Source organism: Proteus sp. G3927, from assembly GCF_963894685.1.
Taxonomy (GTDB): domain Bacteria; phylum Pseudomonadota; class Gammaproteobacteria; order Enterobacterales; family Enterobacteriaceae; genus Proteus; species Proteus mirabilis.
This window is the reverse complement of record NZ_CAWQGX010000013.1, coordinates 61,471-86,427: the sequence shown is the minus strand read 5'-3', so window position 1 is coordinate 86,427 and position 24,957 is coordinate 61,471. Positions and strand designations below refer to the sequence as shown.

At 39.7% G+C, this 24,957-nt stretch carries 20 protein-coding genes and 1 other RNA gene; 7 read left to right on the top strand and 14 right to left on the bottom strand.

Annotated features, from left to right (window positions below; all coding sequences use genetic code 11):
- Window positions 1-17: 17 nt before the first annotated feature.
- The 6 genes from AACV00_RS04825 to apt all read right to left on the bottom strand — a co-directional run bounded on the left by AACV00_RS04825 (window position 18) and on the right by apt (window position 6,633).
- Complete coding sequence (locus AACV00_RS04825; protein ID WP_004245057.1) at window positions 18-224, bottom strand: YbdD/YjiX family protein; 207 nt, start codon at window positions 222-224, stop codon at window positions 18-20.
- A 64-nt stretch (window positions 225-288) separates the two neighbouring features.
- Window positions 289-2,439, bottom strand: coding sequence for a carbon starvation CstA family protein (locus AACV00_RS04820; protein WP_004245058.1), 2,151 nt, complete (start codon window positions 2,437-2,439; stop codon window positions 289-291).
- 449 nt (window positions 2,440-2,888) lie between these two features.
- Window positions 2,889-3,494, bottom strand: a complete 606-nt coding sequence (gene recR, locus AACV00_RS04815; protein WP_004245059.1) for a recombination mediator RecR — start codon at window positions 3,492-3,494, stop codon at window positions 2,889-2,891.
- The gene (locus AACV00_RS04810; protein ID WP_004245060.1) at window positions 3,494-3,823 is read right to left on the bottom strand and encodes a YbaB/EbfC family nucleoid-associated protein; all 330 of its coding nucleotides are present in this window, start codon (window positions 3,821-3,823) and stop codon (window positions 3,494-3,496) included. Before AACV00_RS04810 ends, recR begins: the two co-directional genes overlap by 1 nt.
- Window positions 3,824-3,877: 54 nt before the next feature.
- Window positions 3,878-5,854, bottom strand: a complete 1,977-nt coding sequence (dnaX, locus tag AACV00_RS04805; protein WP_004247250.1) for a DNA polymerase III subunit gamma/tau — start codon at window positions 5,852-5,854, stop codon at window positions 3,878-3,880.
- A gap of 227 nt (window positions 5,855-6,081) precedes the next feature.
- Window positions 6,082-6,633, bottom strand: a complete 552-nt coding sequence (apt, locus tag AACV00_RS04800) for an adenine phosphoribosyltransferase (RefSeq protein ID WP_012367485.1) — start codon at window positions 6,631-6,633, stop codon at window positions 6,082-6,084.
- Between the two features lie 137 nt (window positions 6,634-6,770).
- On the opposite strand from apt, the gene priC reads away from it, so the two are divergent.
- Together priC and rsmS are read left to right on the top strand one after the other, a co-directional pair.
- The gene (gene priC, locus AACV00_RS04795) at window positions 6,771-7,313 is read left to right on the top strand and encodes a primosomal replication protein PriC (protein WP_004247249.1); all 543 of its coding nucleotides are present in this window, start codon (window positions 6,771-6,773) and stop codon (window positions 7,311-7,313) included.
- Window positions 7,314-7,324: 11 nt separating this feature from the next.
- Window positions 7,325-7,480: a pleiotropic regulatory protein RsmS gene (rsmS, locus tag AACV00_RS04790; RefSeq protein WP_004245067.1), complete on the top strand. Its 156-nt coding sequence runs from the start codon at window positions 7,325-7,327 to the stop codon at window positions 7,478-7,480.
- Between the two features lie 11 nt (window positions 7,481-7,491).
- Here the strand turns inward: rsmS and mscK are convergent, their stop codons facing one another.
- From mscK to acrR, 3 genes are all read right to left on the bottom strand, one after another.
- On the bottom strand, window positions 7,492-10,920 hold the full coding sequence (gene mscK / locus AACV00_RS04785; protein ID WP_004245068.1) for a mechanosensitive channel MscK: 3,429 nt from the start codon (window positions 10,918-10,920) through the stop codon (window positions 7,492-7,494).
- Between the two features lie 124 nt (window positions 10,921-11,044).
- Complete coding sequence (locus AACV00_RS04780; RefSeq protein ID WP_004245069.1) at window positions 11,045-11,398, bottom strand: DsrE/DsrF/TusD sulfur relay family protein; 354 nt, start codon at window positions 11,396-11,398, stop codon at window positions 11,045-11,047.
- A gap of 28 nt (window positions 11,399-11,426) precedes the next feature.
- Window positions 11,427-12,071: a multidrug efflux transporter transcriptional repressor AcrR gene (gene acrR / locus AACV00_RS04775; protein WP_004247238.1), complete on the bottom strand. Its 645-nt coding sequence runs from the start codon at window positions 12,069-12,071 to the stop codon at window positions 11,427-11,429.
- A gap of 125 nt (window positions 12,072-12,196) precedes the next feature.
- Here acrR and AACV00_RS04770 point away from each other — a divergent pair, with 125 nt between their 5' ends.
- The 4 genes from AACV00_RS04770 (at window position 12,197) to AACV00_RS04755 (ending at window position 17,829) form a co-directional block, all read left to right on the top strand.
- Complete coding sequence (locus AACV00_RS04770) at window positions 12,197-13,387, top strand: efflux RND transporter periplasmic adaptor subunit (RefSeq protein WP_004247237.1); 1,191 nt, start codon at window positions 12,197-12,199, stop codon at window positions 13,385-13,387.
- 14 nt (window positions 13,388-13,401) lie between these two features.
- A complete protein-coding gene (locus tag AACV00_RS04765) occupies window positions 13,402-16,560 on the top strand; it encodes an efflux RND transporter permease subunit (protein ID WP_004245072.1) in 3,159 nt (1,052 codons plus the stop codon).
- A gap of 657 nt (window positions 16,561-17,217) precedes the next feature.
- Window positions 17,218-17,580: an Hha toxicity modulator TomB gene (tomB, locus tag AACV00_RS04760; RefSeq protein ID WP_004245073.1), complete on the top strand. Its 363-nt coding sequence runs from the start codon at window positions 17,218-17,220 to the stop codon at window positions 17,578-17,580.
- A gap of 45 nt (window positions 17,581-17,625) precedes the next feature.
- Window positions 17,626-17,829: an HHA domain-containing protein gene (locus tag AACV00_RS04755; RefSeq protein ID WP_004245074.1), complete on the top strand. Its 204-nt coding sequence runs from the start codon at window positions 17,626-17,628 to the stop codon at window positions 17,827-17,829.
- Between the two features lie 399 nt (window positions 17,830-18,228).
- On the opposite strand, the gene ffs is transcribed toward AACV00_RS04755, so the two are convergent.
- An RNA gene (gene ffs / locus AACV00_RS04750) (signal recognition particle sRNA small type) lies at window positions 18,229-18,325 on the bottom strand.
- Window positions 18,326-18,619: 294 nt separating this feature from the next.
- Here ffs and tesB point away from each other — a divergent pair.
- Window positions 18,620-19,495, top strand: a complete 876-nt coding sequence (gene tesB / locus AACV00_RS04745) for an acyl-CoA thioesterase II (RefSeq protein WP_012367483.1) — start codon at window positions 18,620-18,622, stop codon at window positions 19,493-19,495.
- Window positions 19,496-19,538: 43 nt separating this feature from the next.
- Here the strand turns inward: tesB and amtB are convergent, their stop codons facing one another.
- The 4 genes from amtB to AACV00_RS04725 all read right to left on the bottom strand — a co-directional run bounded on the left by amtB (window position 19,539) and on the right by AACV00_RS04725 (window position 24,914).
- A complete protein-coding gene (gene amtB, locus AACV00_RS04740; RefSeq protein WP_049218664.1) occupies window positions 19,539-20,837 on the bottom strand; it encodes an ammonium transporter AmtB in 1,299 nt (432 codons plus the stop codon).
- Between the two features lie 12 nt (window positions 20,838-20,849).
- On the bottom strand, window positions 20,850-21,188 hold the full coding sequence (locus tag AACV00_RS04735) for a P-II family nitrogen regulator (protein WP_004247234.1): 339 nt from the start codon (window positions 21,186-21,188) through the stop codon (window positions 20,850-20,852).
- A 206-nt stretch (window positions 21,189-21,394) separates the two neighbouring features.
- On the bottom strand, window positions 21,395-23,182 hold the full coding sequence (locus AACV00_RS04730) for a SmdB family multidrug efflux ABC transporter permease/ATP-binding protein (protein ID WP_017628273.1): 1,788 nt from the start codon (window positions 23,180-23,182) through the stop codon (window positions 21,395-21,397).
- Complete coding sequence (locus AACV00_RS04725) at window positions 23,169-24,914, bottom strand: SmdA family multidrug ABC transporter permease/ATP-binding protein (protein ID WP_012367481.1); 1,746 nt, start codon at window positions 24,912-24,914, stop codon at window positions 23,169-23,171. The genes AACV00_RS04730 and AACV00_RS04725 overlap by 14 nt, the downstream gene beginning before the upstream one ends.
- Between the last annotated feature and the right edge of the window lie 43 nt (window positions 24,915-24,957).

Genomic DNA, 24,957 nt, shown 5'->3' with positions numbered 1-24,957 from the left:
GTCTCCTTTACAGATTATTAGCAACAGCGGAAACCACCTTTACCATCACCGCCACCATAACGGGCTTCCTGACGTTCACGGAAAAACTCGTTATAGGTCATCACTGGTTTATCAGGATGGTTGTCCTTCATGTGCTGCACATAGTTATCATAATCAGGAATACCTATTAACATACGAGCGGCTTGTCCTAGATATTTTCCAGCTTGCCCTAAATTACCAAACATAAGTTTCTCCTAAGCCCCGCACTCATTAAGTGAGTGCGGGGGTTTTTAGCCTATTCGCCTAAGATTAATGACCTGAAGATATCTTCACATCTTTTGGCATAGGTACATATGGTGTTTCTTGTGCTGACTCTTTCGGATTTTTACGTGCTTTCATTGCGGTACGGATACCGTAGAAAATAATGCTGTAAACAACCACTAAGAACAGAATACTTAAACCTGCATTGGTGTAGTTATTAATCACAATGTGGTTCATATTGGTGATTTCTGCGGCAGTAAGATCTGCCCCACCGGCTAAGATTTTCGCTTTGTACTCATTAGCAAGATAGAAGAAACCTTCCATTTGCGGATCATTACTGAGCAGTTTTAATCCTAGCGCCCATGTTGTACAAATTAATAACCATACCGCAGGAATAACGGTTACCCAGATGTATTTCGTTCTCTTCATCTTGATTAAGATGACCGTACCTAAAACAAGTGCAACAGCCGCTAACATCTGATTGGAGATCCCAAACAGTGGCCATAAGCTCTTAACACCACCCAGTGGATCAACAACACCTTGGTACAATAGATAACCCCATAAACCGACACAACCTGCTGTACCGATAACACCAGCAATAAAAGAGTCTGTTTTCTTCAAGTATGGGATAAAATTACCTAACAAATCTTGCAGCATAAAACGACCAGAACGAGTTCCTGCATCTAATGCTGTTAAAATAAAGAGTGCTTCAAATAAGATCCCAAAGTGATACCAGAAGCCCATATCTGCCGCAGGTAAAATTTTATGGAACACCATAGCAATACCCACCGCTAACGTAGGTGCACCACCAGCACGATTAAGTACAGAAGGCTCACCTATATCTTTGGCAGTTTGTAAAATCTCATCAGGCGAGATAACAAAGCCCCATGAGCTAACTGTCGCAGCCGCGTGTACGGTGACATCTTTTAATTGATCCATAATCATTGCGGTGTTTTCACCCCCTAACTCATGCAGATTTGGCATTGTAATGCCTAATCCGGCAGGCGGTGTATTCATCGCAAAATAGAGACCTGGTTCAATAATAGAGGCAGCCACTAATGCCATGATCGCAACAAATGATTCCATTAACATTGCGCCATAACCAATAAAACGCGCATCCATTTCATTAGCGATCAATTTAGGTGTGGTACCTGATGCAATCAGTGCGTGGAAACCAGAAACTGCACCACAAGCAATAGTAATAAATAAGAATGGGAATAGAGCCCCTTTCCATAATGGTCCTGTACCATCAATATATTGGGTCATCGCGGGCATTTTTAACTCAGGATTTAGAATAACAATCCCGATAGCTAAACCAACAATTACACCAATTTTTAGGAAAGTCGCTAAATAATCACGAGGGGCTAAAATCAGCCATACTGGCAGTAAAGCAGAGATAAACGCATAACCAATCAACCCAAAAGTAATAGTGGTGTCTTTAAAGGTTAATGCAGGCCCCCAGTAAGGATCACTCGCGATAACGCCACCAAACCAAATAGCGGCAATCAGTAAAACAATACCAATAACAGAAACTTCACCCACACGACCTGGGCGAATATAGCGCATATAGATCCCCATAAATAGGGCAATAGGTACTGTTGAACAGACGGTGAATACTCCCCAAGGACTTTCTGCTAATGCTTTCACTACAATCAGAGCTAGCACCGCAAGAATGATGATCATGATAAGGAAACAGCCGAACAGCGCGATAGTTCCCGGTACAGGCCCCATCTCTTTCTTTATCATCTCACCGAGAGAGTTACCATTACGGCGCGTCGAAATAAACAGCACCATAAAGTCTTGTACGGCTCCAGCAAGTACCACCCCAGCTAATAACCACAGTGTACCGGGTAAATAACCCATTTGGGCAGCCAATACTGGCCCGACAAGTGGTCCAGCACCCGCAATAGCGGCAAAGTGGTGACCAAAGAGGACATAACGATTAGTTGGAACATAGTTCAAACCATCATTATTAATTACTGAAGGAGTGGCTCGAGTAGGATCGAGCTTCATTACTTTTTGAGCAATATAAAGACTGTAATAACGATAAGCGACTAAGTAGACCGCAACAGAAGCAACAACTATCCATAATGCACTGACGTGTTCACCACGGCGTAGTGCAACCACTGACAGACAAAAAGCACCAATAATCCCGAGGATCACCCAAGGTATGTGCTTAAGAAATGTATTTTTGTTCATGAGACACCTTTTTTTCAGGCAAGACCGAACAGCCAAAGAGTAGTACGGGACAATTGATAATAATTTGAGCGAATATGAAAATAATGACCCGCAGTGACATCATATGAAGAATGTCTGATGAATAGTGTTATTAAATCGCTAAACGGTTATATAGTGAGTTAAGCGGTCTATTTTCTCAGTTGAGTGGTTTTACTGATGTTAAAAGGTATTTTTTTTGTGATCGAGATAACAATTTTATGACTATCAATAAGTTAGAAAACTATTAATTACATAAAAAATCTTTTTTATTATACAAAAAAGGGAGATTTAGATCACAAATAAGCAACAAATAGTCATTATTAATATAATTGAGGCAATATTAACAATATCAGTCAAGGTGACAGTAAAATCAAAAAAAAGCACCTCATTATATTGATAACAAGGTGCTTTTTTATTAAATCTTTTGTGTATTAATAGTGGATCTTCTGGCGTCCCGCGATAGAGTGTGACAACGTGGTACCATCCACCATTTCTAATTCACCACCAACAGGCACGCCATGTGCTATTCTGCTAGCAGCAATATCATATTGAGCGCATATCTCAGCAATATAGTTTGCTGTAGCTTCACCTTCCACCGTAGGATTGGTGGCTAAAATCACTTCTGATATAGGCTCTTGGCTTAGACGCTCTTCAAGTCTATCTAAGCCAATATCCATGGGACCAATGCCATCTAGCGGAGATAGATGTCCCATTAACACAAAGTATCGACCTGCAAACTGCCCTGTCTGCTCGATAGCATGAATATCTGCCGGGCTTTCCACTACGCATATCTGACCATTTTGCTGACGTCGAGCATTAGCACAGATCGTACAACGCTCTTCTTCAGTAAATGTTCGACAATCACAACAGTGACCAATTTCAGACATTGCACGCGTTAATGCTTGTGCAAGTCGCATTCCTCCGCTTCTATCACGTTGAAGCAGATGAAAAGCCATTCGTTGCGCTGATTTTGGTCCAACGCCGGGTAAACAACGCAACGCTTCCATTAATGATTCAAGAAGAGGGCTAGTTTGCATTAGAATGGCATCTTAAAGCCTGGTGGCAATTGCATACCATTAGAGACTGATGCCATCTTCTCTTTTTGTGTCTCTTCAATGCGACGTGCAGCATCATTAAAGGCGGCAGCAATCAGATCTTCTAACATCTCTTTGTCATCTTCTAGCAGACTAGGATCTATTTCAACACGACGGCAATTATGAGCACCATTGATAGTGATCTTCACTAAGCCAGCACCAGATTCACCGGTGACTTCTAAGTTTGCGATCTCTTCTTGCATTTGCTGCATTTTTTCTTGCATCTGTTGGGCCTGTTTCATCAGATTGCCCAAACCACCTTTTCCGAACATAATTGTCTCTCTTTGTAAAAGCTACGCTGTATAGAAATATACAACATGTTGCGATTAAACAGGCCGGATACTCTCTTCATCCAATTCAGCATCAAAATAGTGCTGTAATGTCTGAATGGTTTTATCCGTAGTAATCGATTGACGCGCTAACGCCAACTTCTCTTCATAAATGGCTTGTCGCCATTCTAACGGCGTTTTAACCGTTAGATTATCATCTTCTATAATTGTGAGTGAAATTGCTTTTCCATGCAATTCACTTAGCGCATTTGTCAGTGTTCGTAGTGCATTTGCTGAATTTAAATGTTTCTGCTTACTGCGTAAATGCAAAATGATCGTTTCTTCACCGACCGTCTCTTTATAGGCATTTAACGCTAACTGCTGCACTAACTTCGGCAATGGCATTTTAGCTATTTCCGCCGCCCACTCGTCCCGCTGTTGCGACTCTTGCGCAATTTTAGCGGCTAATTCAGGCGTTTTTTCATACTCAAGAACTTCTTTGATCTCTTTCGGTGAAGAGACCACGGGCTCAGTTACTTGTGCCTGTGGATTTTGTGGCTTCCATTGATAAGCTTCTTTTTTCTTTTTCTCGACTGCAACAGATGACCGTTTTTCATTAACCCTTTGCTGGCGTTTTTCACTGACGGCTGCTAGCCGCTCTAATGCACTAGCAGCCGGCTTAGCCTGTTTAGGCGTCGCCGGTTGAGGCTTTTTTGGTGGCGTTTCTTGCTCAGCTCCCCTTATGGCTTGCCGTGCTCTTAACAGTTGTGCCGCAGGGCTATTTCCTAATGCAGCACTGTTTTCTGGCGACGGTGATACTTTGGGTGTCGCCGTTGCCATATTGCTTCTCACTTGAGGCGCCGATGTTTCAACTCGCTGTTGATTCGGCTGTGATGCTAAAGGCAATGTTTGCGCTAAAGGAGCCGTAGGGATTTCATCAATGACAGTTTTAGGATGAAAAGCAAGCGCCCTGAGAAGGGTCATTTCTACACCCATACGTCTGTCTGGCGCATAAGCCAACTCTTTTCGCCCAACTAATAAAGTTTGATAATAAAGTTGTAAATCTTGTGGCGACACTGATTTGGCTAATAAACGTAAACGCTCTTGTGTAAATTGCTCTTGGGGATTATTTTCACTCGGCAAAAGTTGTAACATCGCAATTTGATGTAATAATGAGAGCGTTTCGACTAAAAAGTTTTCCCAATCCGTTCCTCTTAAAGCAACCTCATTAACCAACGACATCACTTGTTGACCATCTGCTTTTACTAAAGCTTCAATCAGTGCTAATGGTTGTGCATCATCGATCGTGCCTAGCATACGACTAACGACTTCTGTACTTACAATACCTTCGCCACTCGCAATTGCTTGGTCGGTTAAGCTTAATGCGTCACGCATACTTCCATCTGCTGCACGGGCAATTAATTGGCGTGCTCGCACATCATTTTCAATGTGTTCTGCGGATAGTACTTTCTCAAGCTGTGTCGCTATTTGGTCAACATCAAGTGCCCGCAGGTGAAATTGCAAACAACGAGATAAGATAGTAACAGGTAGTTTTTGAGGATCTGTGGTAGCCAACAGGAATTTAACGTGTTCAGGTGGCTCTTCTAACGTTTTAAGTAACGCATTAAAACTATGACGAGAAAGCATATGCACTTCGTCAATAAGATAGACTTTAAAACGACCACGAGCCGGCGCATATTGAACATTATCGAGTAGCTCTCGTGTATCTTCAACTTTCGTTCTTGATGCCGCATCGATTTCTATTAAATCAACAAAACGCCCTTGTTCTATCTCAAGGCAATTAGCACATTTACCACAAGGTTTACTGGTTATGCCTGTTTCGCAATTCAGCCCTTTAGCAAATAGACGGGCGATCGTCGTTTTTCCAACACCGCGAGTGCCAGAAAAAAGATAAGCATGATGTAACCTTTGGTGATCAAGACCATTAGCCAATGCGGTCAAAACATGACGTTGACCGACAACATCGTTAAAAGTTTGTGGGCGCCACTTTCGGGCAAGTACCTGATAGCTCATTGATTCCGCTAAATATGAACAAGATTTATCTCTATGCTAACACAGGGATAGCCTATTGAGCGAGATCTGTAGGAAACAAATGAGATATTGATGAAATTATCCGCACACTTTAAAGCGGTGACTATTGTGCGGGCCCAATGTATTGGGTCATACATTTTGATACACCCGCACGATGATAGGTATTTACCAGCAAATGCATTAAGCATCTGATTGACACTAAAAAAGCATTAATGCCCTGGGAAATTAACTAATGTGAAGCTATGGATCCCTTCTTTTTCTAGACGCTCAATACCGCCTAAATCAGGTAAACAGATAATAAATGCAGCTTCTGTTACAGTTCCACCTAAACGACGAATAAGACGAGCAGTCGCTTCGATAGTACCACCAGTTGCTAATAAGTCATCAACCATTAATACTTTATCTTTATCCGTAATGCTGTCTTTATGGATCTCTAATGTATCTGTACCGTACTCTAGATCATAAGTTTCACTAAGCGTCTCACGAGGCAATTTACCTTTTTTACGCACTGGCACAAAACCCACACCTAAACGTAAAGCAACTGGGGCACCAAATAAGAACCCGCGGGCTTCGGTACCTACAACTTTAGTGATACCCTGACCTTGATAGTGCTCAACTAATAAATCAATCGTTGCCTGATATGCCGCGGGATTATCCAGTAATGTCGTAATATCACGGAATAAGATCCCTTCTTTAGGGTAATCAGGAATGGTTTCAATGCTGTCTTTAATAAATTGCAGTTGTTGCGCGTTAGCAGTCATAATCAGTGCCATAATAAAAAACGAAACGATAGAATCTATGCAATATGCCGTTAAAATGCAACAGAAAGCCAGTGAACAACTCTTTTTTGTTGCTTTAAGTCAATTCATGTTTTTAGCAAAACAGGTACAAAGCCCAAATGAAAAAAACAGATCCATTGAGTTTGTTTAAAAAACAGATCGACAATCTCGCCGAAACCTTAGCGCCAATTGCAAACAAAAAAATTGCAGCACCTTGCTTCGACACAGCACTATTTCACCACCGTAGTGATTCTCTTGGTGGTTATATGCAACAGATCCGCGATAATTTTACTCAGTTAATAACTTGTGTTGAGGCACAACGTAGCCAGCAAGTTAAGTTTCTGGCAACACAAATCCTACAACAAATTGAAGCATTAACTCGTGAATTATCGACACAAACACTAAGAAAGCAAGAAAACCAGCTTAGTCAACGCAAAAAAAGTGTCGATTTATACCAAAAACTTGCCCAACATCAGGATTACGAGCGCCGATTACAGTCGATGATCCAAGATAGAGAGCTTGCTTTAACTCAAGCACAAGGCTTTGTACGCCAACAAGAATTACAAAAAGAGATTGCTGCTCTTGAAAATCGCCTAGCGCGTTGTAAAAGTGCCCTAGTTTCTATAGAAAAGAGTATTGAACGACAAGAAGATAAATATTAATCGGAGCCATAATGGAATTAAAAGATGCCCCTAAATCAGTTCAGTTAGCGGTTGATTTGATTTACTTATTTGAAACCAATCATATTGATCCCAACACCGTACTTGAGGCACTGGAAATTGTGCGAGTTGATTATGAGAAAAAACGAGATAATCAAACCGCTAACTAAACATCTACTATTTAATTAAATGGCGTATTCGCTTCAGGTGTTGAACCATCAAGAGGGCCTTTTTTTATTTCTTGCACTTCTTCCCCTTGTTTATTATGCAGATACACTTCTAATTGGTTAAACGCGATATTGATATCATTTTCATTGCAAAGTTTATCAATAGCGCGGTTGACTTCGTCGATAGCAGTATTTCTATCCCCAAGCGTTCTAACATAAAAACGTAATTCATGATTTAGCGTGCTAGCCCCAAATTCGGTAAACAGCACCACAGGCTCTGGCTCAGTCATCACTTTGGGATTATCTTTTGCTGCTTTCATTAAAATGGTTTTCACTTTATCCAAATCAGAACCATAAGCAACACCGACTTGAATGATAATACGTGTGACAGTATCAGATAATGTCCAGTTGATCAGGCGTTCGGTCACAAAGGCTTTATTCGGGATAATAACCTCTTTGCGATCAAAGTCCGTTACCGTAGTTGCTCGGATACGAATACGACTCACTGTTCCAGAATAAGAGCCAATTGTCACCGTATCACCAATTCTGACCGGTCTTTCAAATAAGATAATTATCCCTGAAACAAAGTTAGCGAATATTTCTTGTAAACCAAACCCTAAACCAACCGTTAAGGCTGCCGCCAACCATTGTAGTTTTTCCCATGCTACGCCTAATATCCCCAGCGAAACAATTGTACCTATCGCAATAATAATATAGGTCAGAATAGTCGTAATGGCATAAGAAGCGCCTTGCTGTAATTTAATTCTTGAAAGAATAAGAACTTCGAGTAAACCCGGTAGGTTTCTTATCATAAACCAAGAGATAGCCATAATGGCAAAAGAGAGGAGTAAGTCAGCAACCGTCACTGCTTTAACCACATTACCTAACTCTGTAGGCAAATTATAATGCCAAAGCGTAATACCATCTAAGTAAGTAAAGATTGTAATAAAGTCAGACCAAATACCATAAAAACTGGAAGCAAAGATAATAAATAAGATCATTGTGGTTAATCTTAATGATTGTTGGTTTATCTGCTCCATATCCATCGGTGGCTCTTGGATTGGCTCGAGAGTGTTATCATCCCCCTCTTTTTTCTCTTTAAGCATCGCTTGTCGGCGCTCTAGCGCTCGACGATACGCCAGTCGTCTTGCTGCAACAGTAAGGCCGCGTAAACTCGCGTGGTAAGCAATAAACCACAACATAAGTAGATATAAACTATCAATCCAACGATTGGCTAAACGTAGTGCGGTGTAATAATAACCAAAAATAACTAACCCCATTAAAAGTAAAGGCGAGAAAGTTAATAAGGTGATAACCACCGTTCTCACAACATGATTACCCTTTTCTTGCCACATTTCACGACAAAAAGGTAATGCACACAGACTAATAAAAAAGAGTGAAATAATTGTCACTAATTGACCAATCACATCACCCACTAACAATAATGGGTTATTAATACCATAAGCGGAAAGTAAAATAATTGGCAACATGGGAAGCGATAAACGTAATAAACGTTTACGATTTTGTTGTACTCGCTCTAGGGGGATCTTAAAGTGATTAACGGCCACTCCATTATCCGACATTAAACGATAAGACCACTCAAACATCAGCCAAAATACCGCAAACTGCCAAGTAAAAGACCAGATAAACTCTTGTTGCACATTAAAGCTATTAATTAGCCAATATCCTATCGCTAACACAATACAAGAAAGGGGTAATGTTTTTAAGAAAACAATCCCTAAAGCCAATGGAGTATGTAACTGCGTATCTTTATTAAGCTTATTAATATCAGCACTTAATTTATCAAACTGCTTATCAAATTTTTTACGTTGCCAAATCAGTATGCTACTGAACAAAACTAGCGCAATCAGCACAGGATATGATTTTTTAGCCCCGGTCAACAGATTTTCATTTGACCAGTTGAGTTTAAAACTTTGAAATTCAGCCACTGCCTGCTCTGGAAAGGTTGAGAACCAACTGAGGTTAATCGGTTTATTACTGCTTACCCAGAATATTTGTTGCGCTAAGGTGCTTTCTAATGAACTCACCACACTACGTAGCTGTTGCTGATCCATCTGTAAATTAATAGATTCAGAAATTTGGCTACCCAGTTGATTATTGAGCTTATCCAGTAGATCTCGTCGCGCATCAATCAGTTGTAATAATGCATTATGTAGCTCTTTTAGCTCATTTTTATCAGTAATTTCCGGATGTGCGGCTTGGTACTCTTGCATTAATTGGTCGATATAGAGATTCGGCTGAAAAATCTGATCTCTTTGTTTATTGATTTCAAACTGTTCTAAACGTAAGTCAGCAATTTTATCCGGTAACTTATTGATAAAGATATCATCAGGTAGCTCAATTTGCTCTTCAAATAGAATACGAGAGAGCAACAGACTCCCTTTCAATACATCAATTTGCTCTTTAAGATTGCGCTCTGATTGGATAGCTCTATCTAGGCGGTTTTTGACCATTAAGCTATGGCGATTTAACTCATTATTATTTTGTGTAGTAATAATCAGCTTATCGCTGAGTTTTTTATTAATATCAGCTTGAGCTAAATAAAAAGCGTTATTTTTAATCGCCTGATTACTCAGCTCTGCCGTCTGCGCCTCTTTGGCAACCTCTTCTGAACTGTCTAAACGTTTATCACTTAAGATCTCTTGCAGTAGTTGAGCATGCTCTTGAGAGAGGTCAATATAGGCTGAACTATAATCACGCTGTAATTGTAATAAGCTTTGTAGCTGTACATTAGATTGCAGTGTTCGTTTTTGAAAACTGTTTTGTTGTTGCAAATAATATTGTTCTAATTGTAAAAGTTGCACAGAAGAAGATCGCATTTGAGCTTTATCTGCACTGCTTTTATTTAATGCAATTCGTATTTGTTGCAATCTTTCTGAGTTATTAAATAAAACAGATTGCGCCCTTTCTGGTTGCGTTTGTAAAACAATAAGCTCATTACTGTAATTGGCTAAATCTTCCTGTGCTTTCGCTAAGGATTGTAAAACCTCTTCTAATTGCGACTCTAAAGTTGCAAGCGGTAGACTCTCTAAAGATTGACGGTAGTCATCAACTTCTTTGTTTGCTATTTTCTGTTTTAATTGACTTAATTGATTTTGAATACTGCGTAGCTTTTCTGGTAATTGCTCTACTGTCTTATTATAGTCGTCTGCTTTTTTCTCTAGTTGTTGAATATTATCAAGAAGTAGCAATGCCTGCTCTAGATCACCAATAGTGAGTTTATCTTCGGCACTTAAGTCACTACGTTTATTTAATAAATTAAGCTGGTTTTGAATACTTTCTTTGGTGGGTAAATTATTGCTGACTGTTTCTGCTTTAGCCGGGGTAAAAAGTATATTTCCTAACAAAACAAAGAGGATAGAGACAATAAATATTGTCGAAATAAAATGATTTAATCGAATAAAAACGTTAGATCCACGCATATTGAGCAACTTGTTCAATGAATATTGAAAAACTGCCTCTTAGTATAATCCAATTACTTGAAATTGGCAGTGTCATTAGAACAAGTCGCCTAGATGTTTCTCCCCTGAGAAAACAGAATATTGATCAGAAAGTCAAAATCTTATCCGCGTCGAGAGTCCATTGTGCTAAGTCCACCAATGTCCCAAGTTCAGCACCATCCACTAAAGGTAATTCACTGATACCACGAGTATCTGTACAGGTTTTGCATAACTTAACAGGGACGTTTTGTGCCGTTAAAATTTCTAACATTTGTTGGAGGTTGTAACCTTCTTTGGGTTGCTGATGAGCCAGTGCACCGGTTACCGCATCAGACATTAAAAAGATATTTAATTGCGTTTCTGGATGTTGCTCTTTTAAAGTAATAGATAAACGCAGTGCGTTAAATAATGATTCATTACCGTATGCTGCACCATTTGCAATCACTAATACTTTGCTCATGAACTTCTTCCTTATGTTTAAGAATAAATTAAGATAGCGCCGATATTCTCATATTTACGCTATGCTTAATCATATCAATAAAACTATCAACCAAATATTGACTTTCCTCTTTAATAGAAAAACTTTCTGGTGAAAATAACCAATTTTCAGCAAGCCCTGTCATCATAGCTCTTAACATAATCGCAGCTCTTCTTAAATCAAGGTTGGCAGGAAGTTGTCTTTTTTCGATACAGCGAGATAAAGATTGCTCTATTCTAGAGTAATCGGCTGCACATAATTCTCGGCGGATTTCAACAATTGGTGTCATTTCACCAACAAATTCGCACTTATGGAAATATATTTCTAGAAGTGCATTATGTTTCGGATCTTCGACAATTGATGTCAATATGTAAATAAGCAATTCTCTTAATACAAATAGTGGATCATCTGGATATTTTGATTGATACTCTAATTCTAATGATTCTATTTTTAAGTCGGTGAGTTCACACGCTTCAGTAAATAAATCCACTTTATTCTTAAAGTGCCAATATATTGCACCTCGAGTTACTCCGGCCTCGGTTGCAATATCTGAAAGTGATGTGGCAGAAACACCTTGCACAGTAAATAGCCTAAGTGCAGCATCAATAATCTGCTGTCTTGTCTCTTGTGCTTGGCGTTTAGTTTTTCGTGCCATTATTCCTCGATTTTGACTGAAGTTAATTTACATACATTCATGTATGTTTGTACTATACATCGCAATCATTCATCAACTTAATTATTTTTTATCCCGGGAAACAACTTTTGAATAGAGGTTTTCTTATGCGAAAAAACAGAGGGGTTTTGCCTCTGGCTCTGTTAGTGCTTTCAGGCAGCTTGGTTATTGCTGGATGTGGCGACAAAAATCAGTCTGCTGGAGGTCCACCTCCTGCTCCTGCTGTAGGTGTTGTTACATTAGATGCGAAACCACTGACTATCACAACAGACTTACCTGGTCGTACATCTGCTTATCGTATCGCAGAGGTTCGCCCTCAGGTTGGCGGCATCATCTTAAAACGCAATTACACCGAAGGTAGTTATGTAGAAGCAGGAACATCTTTGTACCAAATCGATCCTGCTATTTTTCAAGCTACATTAAACAGTGCTCAAGCTGATTTAGCAAAAGCGAAAGCGAATGCTGAAATTGCTCGCCTAACTGTAGAGCGCTATAAACCTCTACTCGGCACCAATTATGTCAGTAAACAAGATTTTGATACCGCAACATCTCAGTACGCTCAAGCTGTTGCTGCAGTAAAAGCAGCAGAAGCTACAGTGACTAATGCAAAAATTAATCTTGAATATACCAAAGTCACCGCACCAATTTCTGGCCGTTCAGGTAAATCAACGGTAACAGAAGGCGCATTAGTTGCACCTGGTCAGCAAGTGGCTTTAACAACCGTTCAGCAAATCGATCCGATTTATGTCGATGTGACACAATCGAGTGAAGATTATCTGAAATTAAAAAATGAAATTGAAAGTGGCATTGTTCGTCAAGAGCAAGGTAAACCTGTTGTTCACTTAACCTTAACTAATGGTCAATCCTATGCTCAAAAAGGTCATTTAGAATTTTCTGATGTGACTGTTGATGAATCCACAGGCTCTATCACTATGCGTGCAATCGTACCGAATCCAAATGGTGAATTACTGCCAGGTATGTTTGTTCGTACAAAATTAGAAAATGGTATTCGTCAAAATGCTATTTTGATCCCACAACAAGCTGTTATTCGTACTCCTCGTGGTGAAGCAACAACCATGGTCGTTAATAAAGACAACGTGGTTGAAGTGCGTACTATTGAAGTATCACAAGCAGTTGGTAATAAGTGGCTAGTGAATAGTGGTGTTCAGGTTGGTGACCGCGTTATCGTTTCGGGGCTACAAAAAGCAAAACCTGAAATGAAGGTTACGCCACAAGAAGAAAATTTAGATGCAACAGCATCAACTGAAAAATCTGAACCAGCGAAGGATCCTCAATAAGGAGTCGATGATCTATGCCTAAGTTTTTTATAGACAGACCAATATTTGCGTGGGTAATTGCCATAATTACCATGCTTGCTGGTCTTTTGGCACTCATCAAACTGCCTGTTGCACAATATCCAACGATTGCACCGCCAGCGATTTCCATCTCTGCGGTCTATCCAGGAGCTGATGCAACCACGGTACAGAATACTGTAACCCAAGTTATCGAACAGAATATGAATGGTATCGATAACATGGTTTATATGTCTTCAACCAGTGATTCTGCAGGTATGATGAATATCACGCTGACCTTTGAAGCTGGTACTGACCCTGATATTGCGCAAGTCCAAGTGCAAAATAAATTGCAATTGGCAATGCCTCTTTTACCTCAGGAAGTACAACAACAAGGGATTAGTGTCGATAAATCTTCTAGTTCATTCTTAATGGTTGCAGGTTTTATCTCTGGTGATGGCTCGATGTCACAAGATGACATCGCCGACTATGTAGGTGCAACAATTAAAGATCCATTAAGCCGTGTCACAGGGGTGGGTGAAACGCAGTTATTTGGTACACAATACGCGATGCGTATTTGGTTAGATCCAGATAAACTGGTGAAATATAACATGACCACACTTGATGTTATTAATGCGATTAAATCGCAAAATAACCAAGTGGCGGCAGGTCAATTAGGTGGTACGCCACCAGTGCCTGGTCAGCGTTTAAATGTATCTATCATTGCGCAAACTCGACTTAATACACCTGAGCAATTTGCTGATATTCTGATGAAAGTCAATCAAGACGGTTCACAGGTTAAGCTAAAAGATCTGGGTATTGTTGAGATGGGGGCTGAAAACTACAGCACGATTGCTCGCTTTAATGGCTTACCTGCAGCAGGTATTGGTATTAAACTGGCAACAGGTGCTAACGCCCTTGATACCGCAACAGCAGTACGTGCGGCACTTGCTGATATGGAGCCATTCTTCCCTTCTGGATTAGAGGTCGTTTATCCTTACGATACAACACCATTTGTTAAGATCTCTATTTTTGAAGTGGTTAAAACGCTCGTTGAAGCCATTATGCTGGTGTTTGTAGTCATGTATCTGTTCTTACAGAACTTCCGTGCTACATTAATCCCAACCATTGCTGTGCCCGTCGTATTATTAGGGACTTTCGCCATATTGTCCGCGTTTGGCTATTCGATAAACACCTTGACGATGTTCGCGATGGTACTAGCCATCGGTCTACTGGTTGATGATGCTATCGTTGTAGTAGAAAACGTTGAACGTGTGATGCAAGAGGAAGGACTGTCACCTAAAGAAGCAACACGTAAGTCTATGGGACAAATCCAAGGTGCATTGGTGGGTATTGCCCTCGTGTTATCTGCGGTATTTATTCCAATGGCATTCTTTGGTGGTTCAACGGGTGCGATTTACCGACAGTTCTCAGTTACTATTGTATCAGCGATGGTGCTGTCTGTTTTCGTGGCATTGATTTTAACCCCTGCACTTTGTGCGACATTGTTAAAACCAATCCCGAAAGGCAGCCATGGTGTACAAACAGGTTTCTTTGGTTGGTTTAACCGCGTTTTTGAAAAAAGTAGCCACCACTATACAGACAGTGTTTCTCGTACACTGCGAGGTACAGGTCGTTACTTACTGATCTACGTCTTACTTGTTGCTGCTATGGCAATTATGTTTGTGCGTTTACCGGCGTCTTTCTTACCAGAAGAAGACCAAGGGGTATTACTGACAATGGTTCAGTTGCCCGCTGGATCAACCCAAGAGCAAACTCAAGACGTATTAGCACAAGTCAATGACTACTTTAATACTAAAGAAAAAGATGTGGTTAAGTCGGTCTTTACCGTCAGCGGCTTTGGTTTTGGTGGTCAAGGTCAAAACATGGGGCTTGCTTTCGTCGTATTAAATGATTGGGATGAGCGTAAATCAGACCAAGACAAAGTCCCTGCTATTGTCGGTCGTGCTAACCAAGCTCTTTCTCAAATTAAAGAAGCCTTTGTTTACTCCTTTAATATTCCAGCGATTGTTGAGTTAGGCTCTGCAGGTGGTTTTGAATTCGAGTTAATCGATAATGCCAACCTGGGACACGAAAAACTCATGGAAGCAAGAAACCAATTGCTTGGAATGGCAGCACAAGAGCCACAAATGTTGACGGGTGTGCGTCCTAACGGTCAAGAAGATACCTCTCAGTATCGTCTTTATATCGACTTAGAAAAAGCACAAGCTCAAGGTGTTGCGGTCAGTGATATCTACTCAACATTAGGTACGATGTTTGGTGGTAGCTACGTTAACGACTTTATCGACCGTGGTCGTGTGAAGAAAGTTTACGTTCAAGCAGAATCACAATTCCGCATGTTGCCACAAGATATTGCTAATCTTTATGTTCGTAACAATGCGGGTCAGATGGTGCCTTTCTCATCCTTCATTGATACTAGTAAAGATCCTTGGTTATATGGCTCACCACGTTTAGAGCGTTATAATGGTTTACCAGCTGTCCAGATCCAAGGTAGTGCAACACCGGGACAAAGTAGTGGTGATGCAATGCTAATGATGGAACAACTCGCCAGCAAATTACCAAGTGGTATTGGCTACGAGTGGACGGGTATGTCATACCAAGAACGTCTATCAGGTAACCAAGCGCCAGCACTGTATACTATTTCATTAATTGTAGTATTCCTTTGTTTGGCGGCACTCTATGAGAGTTGGTCAGTGCCTTTCTCAGTTATGTTAGTCGTACCTTTAGGGGTCATTGGTGCGTTAGCATTTACTACATTGAGAGGGCTTGAAAACGACGTTTACTTTAAGGTTGGGCTACTTACCACCATTGGGTTATCGGCGAAGAACGCCATATTGATTGTCGAATTCGCCAAAGACTTAATGGAAAAAGAGGGTAAAGGGCTAGTAGAAGCGACGTTAGATTCCGTTAGAATGCGTCTACGTCCAATTCTAATGACATCGTTAGCCTTTATGCTTGGGGTTATTCCTCTGGTATTAAGTAACGGAGCAGGCTCTGGTGCGCAAAACTCGGTAGGTACAGGGGTATTCGGTGGTATGATTGCCGCGACATCCCTTGCTATTTACTTTGTTCCTATTTTCTTCGTTGTGATCCGCAGAAGGTTTGCGAAGAAAAACGAAGACTTAGAGCACCCAAACTATCCGCACCAAACTAAGTAATCATTATGCTATACCACAGCCAACATAATTTGTTGGCTACCCATCAAAAAGGTCGCTTAGCGGCCTTTTTGTTTTATTTTAATTTTTCGTGTTAATCCCGCCCCTTTATATTGTTATCAATTAAAGAAAAACATATCCCTAATCAATAAATCAGTTTAATTTTTTTCTTATATATGACTTTTTGTCAAATTTAACGCACTATTTTTTATTAATATCAGCTTATCACCAAGACTATTTAGCGATATAAGACATTTTTAGCAAACAAATACTAGGATAATCATCAAGTTAATTATCCTTACTTTTACGCTTCTCAACTAAATTTTTACGAAAATAGACAAATTTCTATCGCTCAGATAGTGACTTATGCAATAATAGTGCTATATTAAGCGTACAGTACTTTTATTTTGTACACTTTTTCAACTTGCATTGAATGTAGTTTCGTATTTAAATACCTTTTTCAAATTACACCATTACTATGTAGAAATAATAAAAACAATTATTAAACATTATTGGTATATGAATAAAATATAAAGTTGCTGTTTATTTTAAGATTGTTTAATTAATTCATTACTGAATTAAGCCGCAAGCTTCATTAATAGCTAATTTATCAGTATTAATTATTAGTGTTTCTTTAGCATAATTCAGTCACAATAAGCTATGGACGAATATTCACCAGAAAAAATAGATTTAGCTGAATTGTCATTTTTATGTGAAGAGCTATTACAGCAAGCATTAAGCTCATTAGATAAAGGTACCGCAGTTTGGAACAATGATCTAAGTAGCACAAAAAGCGTTGACCTTAATGCCCTAATTGATCACATTATGGGCTTTAGTTGGCTGTTTAAGATAAAATATCCTGATAAACACGCTATTAACACTTTAATGGAAGAGTGCATAGAAGAGACTTATCGGTTATTCGGTAGTGACTCCATTTCCTACTCGGAATTGAATAATTGGAAAGAGTTAAACTATTCACTGTTAACGCTTATCGATAAAAATCCTAAAAGTTATATCAAGTAAATTAAATTACCTTTAGTTTTATTTAAATTATAGAGAAAAGACAACATGACTAAAACAGACTATCTAATGCGTTTAAGAAAATGCACCTCAATCGAAACCCTTGAAAGAGTGATTGAAAAGAACAAATATGAACTGACCGATGATGAGTTAGAGCTATTTTATTCAGCTGCAGACCATCGCTTAGCAGAGCTAACCATGAACAAACTTTATGACAAGATCCCAGCATCTGTTTGGAAATTTGTAAGATAATCGTATTAGCAAGTAACCATTAGTATCCTCTTATTTTTACTATCTCTTTATAGTAATTGGGTTAATAGTTCTTATTTTTAGGTATCGTTTTATTCATGCTTTTTTAATAAGTAAAATGATTACACACTATCATGCCGTGCTTATAACGGCATGACGGCATAATTCTTACAACTTCTCTTATTATTCATCTATAACGCGTAGGCGATAATAGGTGAAAGGCATTCTGTTTCTTATTAATTCACCAAACCCATATTGAGAGTAAATATAGTTAAAAAAACTATTAATTAAACAATATGTAAATAGAAATATGTTTAGATGCAAACGTTCAACGATACGATTACGATGAAGAAAGTAACTGGATAAAAAATAGCGGGATTGCAATGCAGAAATTGGGTGGGGCCTTGCCAGCGACATCCCGGCACACACGACACCTGCCATGGCTGCTTCCTTCCGGACCTGACCGAGTTAACAAGTTAGTGTTGCGGGAGAACCAACAAGACCCCATAGATTGTCTTATTGCTAAGACGATATGCATTATCTTTTAAAGCTATCCAAATAGCAAGGAAAGCCCAACCAAGTGCTGATAAATTACTCAATAAGGCCTTATTCTTTGCCAAATTCTTTCAATTTATACCCTCTATTAGCTAACATCGCGATTGATCCCCTATCAAATAAGGTGTTACGGCATTTTTAGCAAAATATAAACAGCAGATTATTTTTTTATCCGATAGCGGATTGTATATAATCAAAACTATAAAACATAATCTATCCGATGATATATAGGTAAACTATGAGCCAGGCATTAAAAAAACTTATCAACTTAATGGAGCTTGAAAAAATAGAAGAAGGCCTATTTAGAGGTCAAAGTGAAGATTTAGGTTTACCACAAGTCTTTGGTGGACAAGTTGTTGGCCAAGCTCTTTATGCGGCAAAACAAACAATTGCTGATAATCGCTATGTTAATTCATTTCACAGCTATTTTTTACGACCTGGTGATAGCCATAAGCCTATTGTTTACGATGTGGAATCTATCCGTGATGGTGGCTCATTTAGTACTCGTCGCGTCAGTGCTATTCAACAAGGTAAGCCTATTTTTTATATGACCGTCTCTTTCCAAGAGTTTGAAGAAGGCTTTGAACATCAAGATATGATGCCTGAAGTCCCTTTTCCAAATGACTTGATCTCTCAAGATGAGATATTGAAAAAACTTGCCCCAAAATTACCCGAACCTCTAAGAACACTCGCATTAAGAGAAACACCTTTTGAAGCACGCCCCGTGCAATATTTTAGCCCGTTTGGTTATGAGAAAGCACCTGCGGAACGTTATGTTTGGTATCGTAGTCGCGGAGAAATGCCATCTGATCCTTTCCTACACCAATACTTATTAGGTTATATCTCTGATTTTGATTTTTTACCCACCTCACTGCAACCTTATGGTTTAGGTTTTATGGATCCGAGTTTACAAGTGGCTACCATCGATCATTCCATGTGGTTCCATCGCCCATTTCGTGTTGATGACTGGTTACTTTATGCTATTGAAAGTCCATCAGCCTCAGGTGGTCGCGGATTTGTGAGAGGAAAAATGTTTAATATGAGTGGGCAACTAGTTGCCTCTTCTGTTCAAGAAGGTGTTATCCGTCAAAAACGAATAAAATCTAACAAATAACGCGGTGAGAATATTCCCCCCTCTGTTGAGGGGGAATAGACCATTACTGCTCGTACGCTCTTTCTCCATGAGTGGTTATATCTAATCCATCATGCTCTTCTTCTTGTGAGACACGCAATCCCACTAGCTTATCGGCAATTTTAAAGGCAATGTAAGCCACAACACTTGACCAAATAAGCGTAATCACAACACTAAATAATTGAGTTAGCACTTGCTTATCTAACGTCATATGTTCGCTATAACCAATGCCCCCTAAAAATGAAGCCGTAAATATGCCCGTTAATAAACAGCCCGCAATACCACAAGTACCATGAATACCAAAAACATCACAGACATCATCTGCTTTTAACCAACGTTTAAGAACCACAACCCCCCAAAGCCCGATGATGCCAGCAATAATACCAATAACCAAAGCACCAATAGGGCCTACGGTTCCCGCGGCTGGGGTAATAGCAACTAATCCCGCAATACATCCTGAACAACTACCTAACATAGAAGGTTTCCTTCTCACTAGCCATTCAGCAAATGTCCACGCAAGAACTGCACCTGCGGTAGCTACAACTGTATTTAAAAACGCCAATGCAGCAATACCATTAGCGCTCCCTGCAGAGCCTGCATTAAAACCAAACCAACCAATATAAAGTACCGCTGTACCAGTAAAGACCATAGGTAAATTATGTGGTTTAATCGCAGTATGTTGATAATCACCTCGTTTACCTAGTAAGTAAGCACCAACAAGCGCTGCTACAGCGGCATTAATATGGACAACCGTTCCTCCCGCAAAATCTAATGCTCCATCATCGATAAGCCAACCACCTTCTCCCCATACCATATGGGCAATGGGAATATATGAAAAAGTAAACCAAATAACAGTAAAGATAAGCAGTGCTGAAAAACGAATACGTTCACCTAATGCGCCAACAATCAGGGCCACGGTGATCACCGCAAAAGAGCCTTGAAATACAACATGCACATATTGATTAATTGCACCAGCAACAGAATCGACTGAAATATTATTTAGGAAAGTAAGTGACCACCCACCCCAAATCTTATTTCCAGCAGTAAACGCCAAACTATAGCCAAACATAATCCAAAGGATAATCACTACACTGAAAATCAACATCACTTGCGTCATTAGTGATAATACATTCTTACTGCGTAGTAACCCGCCATAAAAGAGTGCGATACCGGGAATAGTCATAAAAAACACCAATGCACTACAGATCAGCATAAAACTGTTGTCCGCTTTATCTATGTCTATTGTGGTAGCTCCGATAGCTAACTGAGGTAATAAAAAGTATGTAAGTGCTAACGTAAAAAAATAACTAATAAATCGTTTCATTTGTTAGCTCCTCTACAAGGCTTCTTCACCAGACTCTCCTGTACGAATACGGATCGCCTGCAATAACTCTAAAACAAAAATTTTGCCATCTCCTACTTTACCAGTATCAGTAACTTGGCTTATGGCTTGTAGCACAGGCTCTAATTGCCCATCACAAACCGCTAATTCTATTTTTACTTTAGGAAGAAAGTTAACCTCATACTCAGCTCCCCGATAAAGCTCGGCATGTCCTTTTTGTCGCCCATATCCTTTTACTTCACTGATTGTCATTCCGTTAATCCCAAGCTCAGAGAGTGACTCTCTTACATCTTCTAATTTAAATGGTTTAATAATCGCGATGATATATTTCATATAATTGCTCCATACGGTTTTAGAAAGCGCCATACTGATAGAGCAAGAGATATGCCAATACTTATTTCATTGATAAACAAATAAAAAATAAATATCACTCACTAACTTAGTGCAATAAATGCTCTTATCATGTCCACAATGCTAAAAATTGGGGCAATAAAAAACCCAGCATTGGCTGGGTTAGGATGAATGGAATTTAGATTATATCACTCAACAACGGCTGGCTCTTGAACTTGTAATGACTCTTTAACTTGTTGTAATTGGTACATATTGTAATAGCGACCTTTTTGTGCCAATAGTTGTGCATGTTTACCTTGCTCAACAATCTCACCACGATGAAGCACTACAATTTCGTCAGCATCGATAATGGTTGAAAGGCGATGAGCGATAACAATTAATGTGGTTTTTTCTCTTATTTCCGTAAGGGCTTTTTGAACAGCTTGCTCTGTACCCGAGTCGATATTTGCCGTTGCCTCATCTAAGATAAGAATACGGGGTGGAAATAATAATACTCGAGCTAATGCTAATAACTGTTTTTGTCCCGCGGATAAGCGACTACCCTGTTCACCTAAGGGGGTTTCTAAACCATCAGGTAATGTTTTTACCCAGCTATTTAATTGTACTGTTGCTAATACTTGCCATAAGTGAGCTTCAGAGCAGTGACGCCCTAAAGTAATATTGTCACGCAAAGTACCTGATAATAAAACAGGATCTTGCTGTACCATCGCAATACCGCTTCTTAATGCCTGATGGGAATAGCATTCTAATGGATGGTTATCTAAGTAGATATGTCCTTTCTGCCATGGATAATTTCCCATAAGCAAACTGGCTAAGGTACTTTTTCCACTGCCAGTATGCCCCACAAAAGCGACAAAGTGGCGAGCAGGTATATCAAGATTAATCTCTTTTAATACCCACTGCTGTTTTAGATACGCAAACCACAAGCCGTTAATGGCTATATCTCCTTGGTTAATGGTATAGCTTGCATTGCCATATTGCTGCATCGGGGCGTCCATTAACTCAAAGACTCGTTCACCGGAAACAACCGCTTGTTGTAATAAAGATTGTTGAGACGTCAGAGTAATAAGAGGTTCATTAAGACGACCTAAATAGCTGATAAAAGCATAAATTACTCCAACACCAATCACAGCACTACCTTGATATCCAAACAGTATCAATAAGCCACATAGCACCAATGCAGAGAGCATACTGAGTAACGGGCGCAATAATAACCCGTCAAGTTTTAGTGCTTTCATACGTGCTTGATAATGTTGCCAACTATCATCTGACATTCTCTTACCGAAGCGAGCTTGTTGACGAAATTGCTGGATAACCGACATACCATTAATCACTTCATGAAAGCCATCATTAATATTGGCAAGATAATGACGCACATTGCGTACAATAGGTGTACTTAGCCGTTGATAAAGCATCATCACACCAATAACCGCAGGGAAAATCGTCATCGCCACCAATGCCATTTGCCATTCGAGTAGAAACATAGCGATTAACATCACAACCACCAATGCTATAGCACGAAATAGAGCAGGAAAGACGTTAACAAATAGATCTTTGATAGTTTCTGTATCATTGGTAACACGAGAAATCAGCTGTCCTACAGGCTGATTATCAAATGCACTTAATGGCTGTTTTAGCGCAGCACTCATCACATCTGCTCGTAACTGTTGTACCACCCCAACAGCGGCATAATTAAAGACGATTGTTTGGTAATAGTGCAATAGTGCCGCAATAATTTGTAATAGAATAAAAGCAGCAGCAAGACCTAATGCGCCTCGCCATTCAACTTGATGAGTCGCTACTTTAGCATCAATAAAATAACTAATAAGTAAAGGTCCACCCACTTCTGCAATCGCTGCCACCCATAACATCACCACACCTAATGTCATCGGTTTGCGATAGGTTTTGCCATAAGCTAATAATCTTTTTAAGGCCGGCAATAACGTTTTAATGGATTTATTATTATTTATCGTCATCTAATGCGGCCTCGAGTTGTTGATAATGGTACATATCTTGATACCAACCTGGCACTGCAATAAGTGTTTGATGAGTACCTTGCTCTATGATTTCGCCTTGTTTTAATACCAATATATTTGTTGCATCAACCAGTGCAGATAAACGGTGAGCACTAATAATAATGGTTTTCTCTTTACGCCATTGAGCCAGATTTTGTAAGATCTGGTATTCAGTTTGTCCATCAACGGCTGATAACGCATCATCTAATAACAAGATTTCCGCATCTAACAGTAAAGCTCTAGCAATGGAAATACGTTGCTTTTGTCCCCCCGAGAGCATGACCCCTTTTTCACCAACTTGAGTCAGATATCCTTCGGGTAAATTTAAAATATCATCGTGAATATTGGCGATTTTGGCTACTGCCTCTATCTCTTCTTTGGTAGCATCAGGGCGTCCTAAGGCTATATTTCCGGCAATCGTATCCGAAAAAAGAAACGGTGTTTGGTTGACAACAGCAAGTCTTCCCCGCCATTCATCCAATTTTAATTGGTAAAGGGGGACAGATTGAAAACGAATATCCCCTTCACTGACATCATATAAGCGCTGGATCAGCGCTAACAAAGTGCTTTTCCCCGCCCCAGTCATACCGCAAATACCCAACATCTCACCAGGAGAGAGTGTAAAATGAATGTTTTTTAGTACATCAACTTGCTGTTTGGGGTAATGAAACGCTTTAATATCTACCGCTAAAGTTCCTTTTTGATGCATTAGTGATAGTTGACCATCAACCATAGCCGGTTGCTCATTGAGTAATGCATTGATCCTGCTATAAGCCGCACTACCACGCTCAACAATATTAAACATCCATGCCAGCGCTAACATAGGCCAAATCATTTGCCCTAAATACATTACAAAACTGGTTAATTCTCCCAATGTCATCGTGCCATTGAGAACAAAATAACTTCCTCCCGCCACAGCAAGTAAGTTAGCAAAACCAATTGCCATAAAAATCGTGGGGTCAAACAATGCATCGACTTTTGCCACTCGCATATTTTGTCGACCCGTCTCTTTTGCAACCGTTTCAAAACGTGAAGCATGTTGCTGTTCAAGACCGAAAGATTTGATCATACGAATGCTACTTAAACTTTCTTGCGCTTGATTATTCAATGAAGAAAATAGTGCTTGTGCACTTTTAAAGCGGTGATGTAGTTTATCGCCATAGCGTTTAATTAATATCGCCATTAATGGCATAGGTAACAATGAGATAAGTGTCAATTGCCAACTTAACTGAATACTCATCATCACTAACACCGCAAGTCCCATTACCATAGAGTCAACAAGGGTTAACACCCCTTCCCCTGCGGCAAAAACGACTTTATCAACATCATTAGTGGTACGTGCGATTAAATCACCCGTGCGATAGCGTTGATAAAAAGCCGATGATTGAAGACTAAGTTGGCGATAGATTTGCATACGTAATTTCACAGCCAGTTGGTAAGAAGCACCAAATAACCACAGACGCCAAATATAACGTAATAAATAGACAGCAAGGGCGATCAATACCATGATCCCGATCCACCCCATAATTTGCTGAAAAGACAGGCTATGGCTATCAACACCATCAACAATAATCCCGACGATTTTCGGAGGGATCACTTGTAGAACGGCGATAACCATCAATAAGAAAATAGCACCGACATAACGACGCCATTCGCTGATAAAATACCAACTGAGCTGTGAAAATAGAGCCACGCCTTAAATCCTAAGGTTGTACAAAAAATAAAAGTGCCAGTTG

Coding starts and splice junctions, on each gene's coding strand:
- AACV00_RS04825 (WP_004245057.1), bottom strand. CDS start 224: ATGTTTGGTAATTTAGGGCAAGCTGGAAAATATCTAGGACAAGCCGCT.
- AACV00_RS04820 (WP_004245058.1), bottom strand. CDS start 2,439: ATGAACAAAAATACATTTCTTAAGCACATACCTTGGGTGATCCTCGGG.
- recR (WP_004245059.1), bottom strand. CDS start 3,494: ATGCAAACTAGCCCTCTTCTTGAATCATTAATGGAAGCGTTGCGTTGT.
- AACV00_RS04810 (WP_004245060.1), bottom strand. CDS start 3,823: ATGTTCGGAAAAGGTGGTTTGGGCAATCTGATGAAACAGGCCCAACAG.
- dnaX (WP_004247250.1), bottom strand. CDS start 5,854: ATGAGCTATCAGGTACTTGCCCGAAAGTGGCGCCCACAAACTTTTAAC.
- apt (WP_012367485.1), bottom strand. CDS start 6,633: ATGACTGCTAACGCGCAACAACTGCAATTTATTAAAGACAGCATTGAA.
- priC (WP_004247249.1), top strand. CDS start 6,771: ATGAAAAAAACAGATCCATTGAGTTTGTTTAAAAAACAGATCGACAAT.
- rsmS (WP_004245067.1), top strand. CDS start 7,325: ATGGAATTAAAAGATGCCCCTAAATCAGTTCAGTTAGCGGTTGATTTG.
- mscK (WP_004245068.1), bottom strand. CDS start 10,920: ATGCGTGGATCTAACGTTTTTATTCGATTAAATCATTTTATTTCGACA.
- AACV00_RS04780 (WP_004245069.1), bottom strand. CDS start 11,398: ATGAGCAAAGTATTAGTGATTGCAAATGGTGCAGCATACGGTAATGAA.
- acrR (WP_004247238.1), bottom strand. CDS start 12,071: ATGGCACGAAAAACTAAACGCCAAGCACAAGAGACAAGACAGCAGATT.
- AACV00_RS04770 (WP_004247237.1), top strand. CDS start 12,197: ATGCGAAAAAACAGAGGGGTTTTGCCTCTGGCTCTGTTAGTGCTTTCA.
- AACV00_RS04765 (WP_004245072.1), top strand. CDS start 13,402: ATGCCTAAGTTTTTTATAGACAGACCAATATTTGCGTGGGTAATTGCC.
- tomB (WP_004245073.1), top strand. CDS start 17,218: ATGGACGAATATTCACCAGAAAAAATAGATTTAGCTGAATTGTCATTT.
- AACV00_RS04755 (WP_004245074.1), top strand. CDS start 17,626: ATGACTAAAACAGACTATCTAATGCGTTTAAGAAAATGCACCTCAATC.
- tesB (WP_012367483.1), top strand. CDS start 18,620: ATGAGCCAGGCATTAAAAAAACTTATCAACTTAATGGAGCTTGAAAAA.
- amtB (WP_049218664.1), bottom strand. CDS start 20,837: ATGAAACGATTTATTAGTTATTTTTTTACGTTAGCACTTACATACTTT.
- AACV00_RS04735 (WP_004247234.1), bottom strand. CDS start 21,188: ATGAAATATATCATCGCGATTATTAAACCATTTAAATTAGAAGATGTA.
- AACV00_RS04730 (WP_017628273.1), bottom strand. CDS start 23,182: ATGACGATAAATAATAATAAATCCATTAAAACGTTATTGCCGGCCTTA.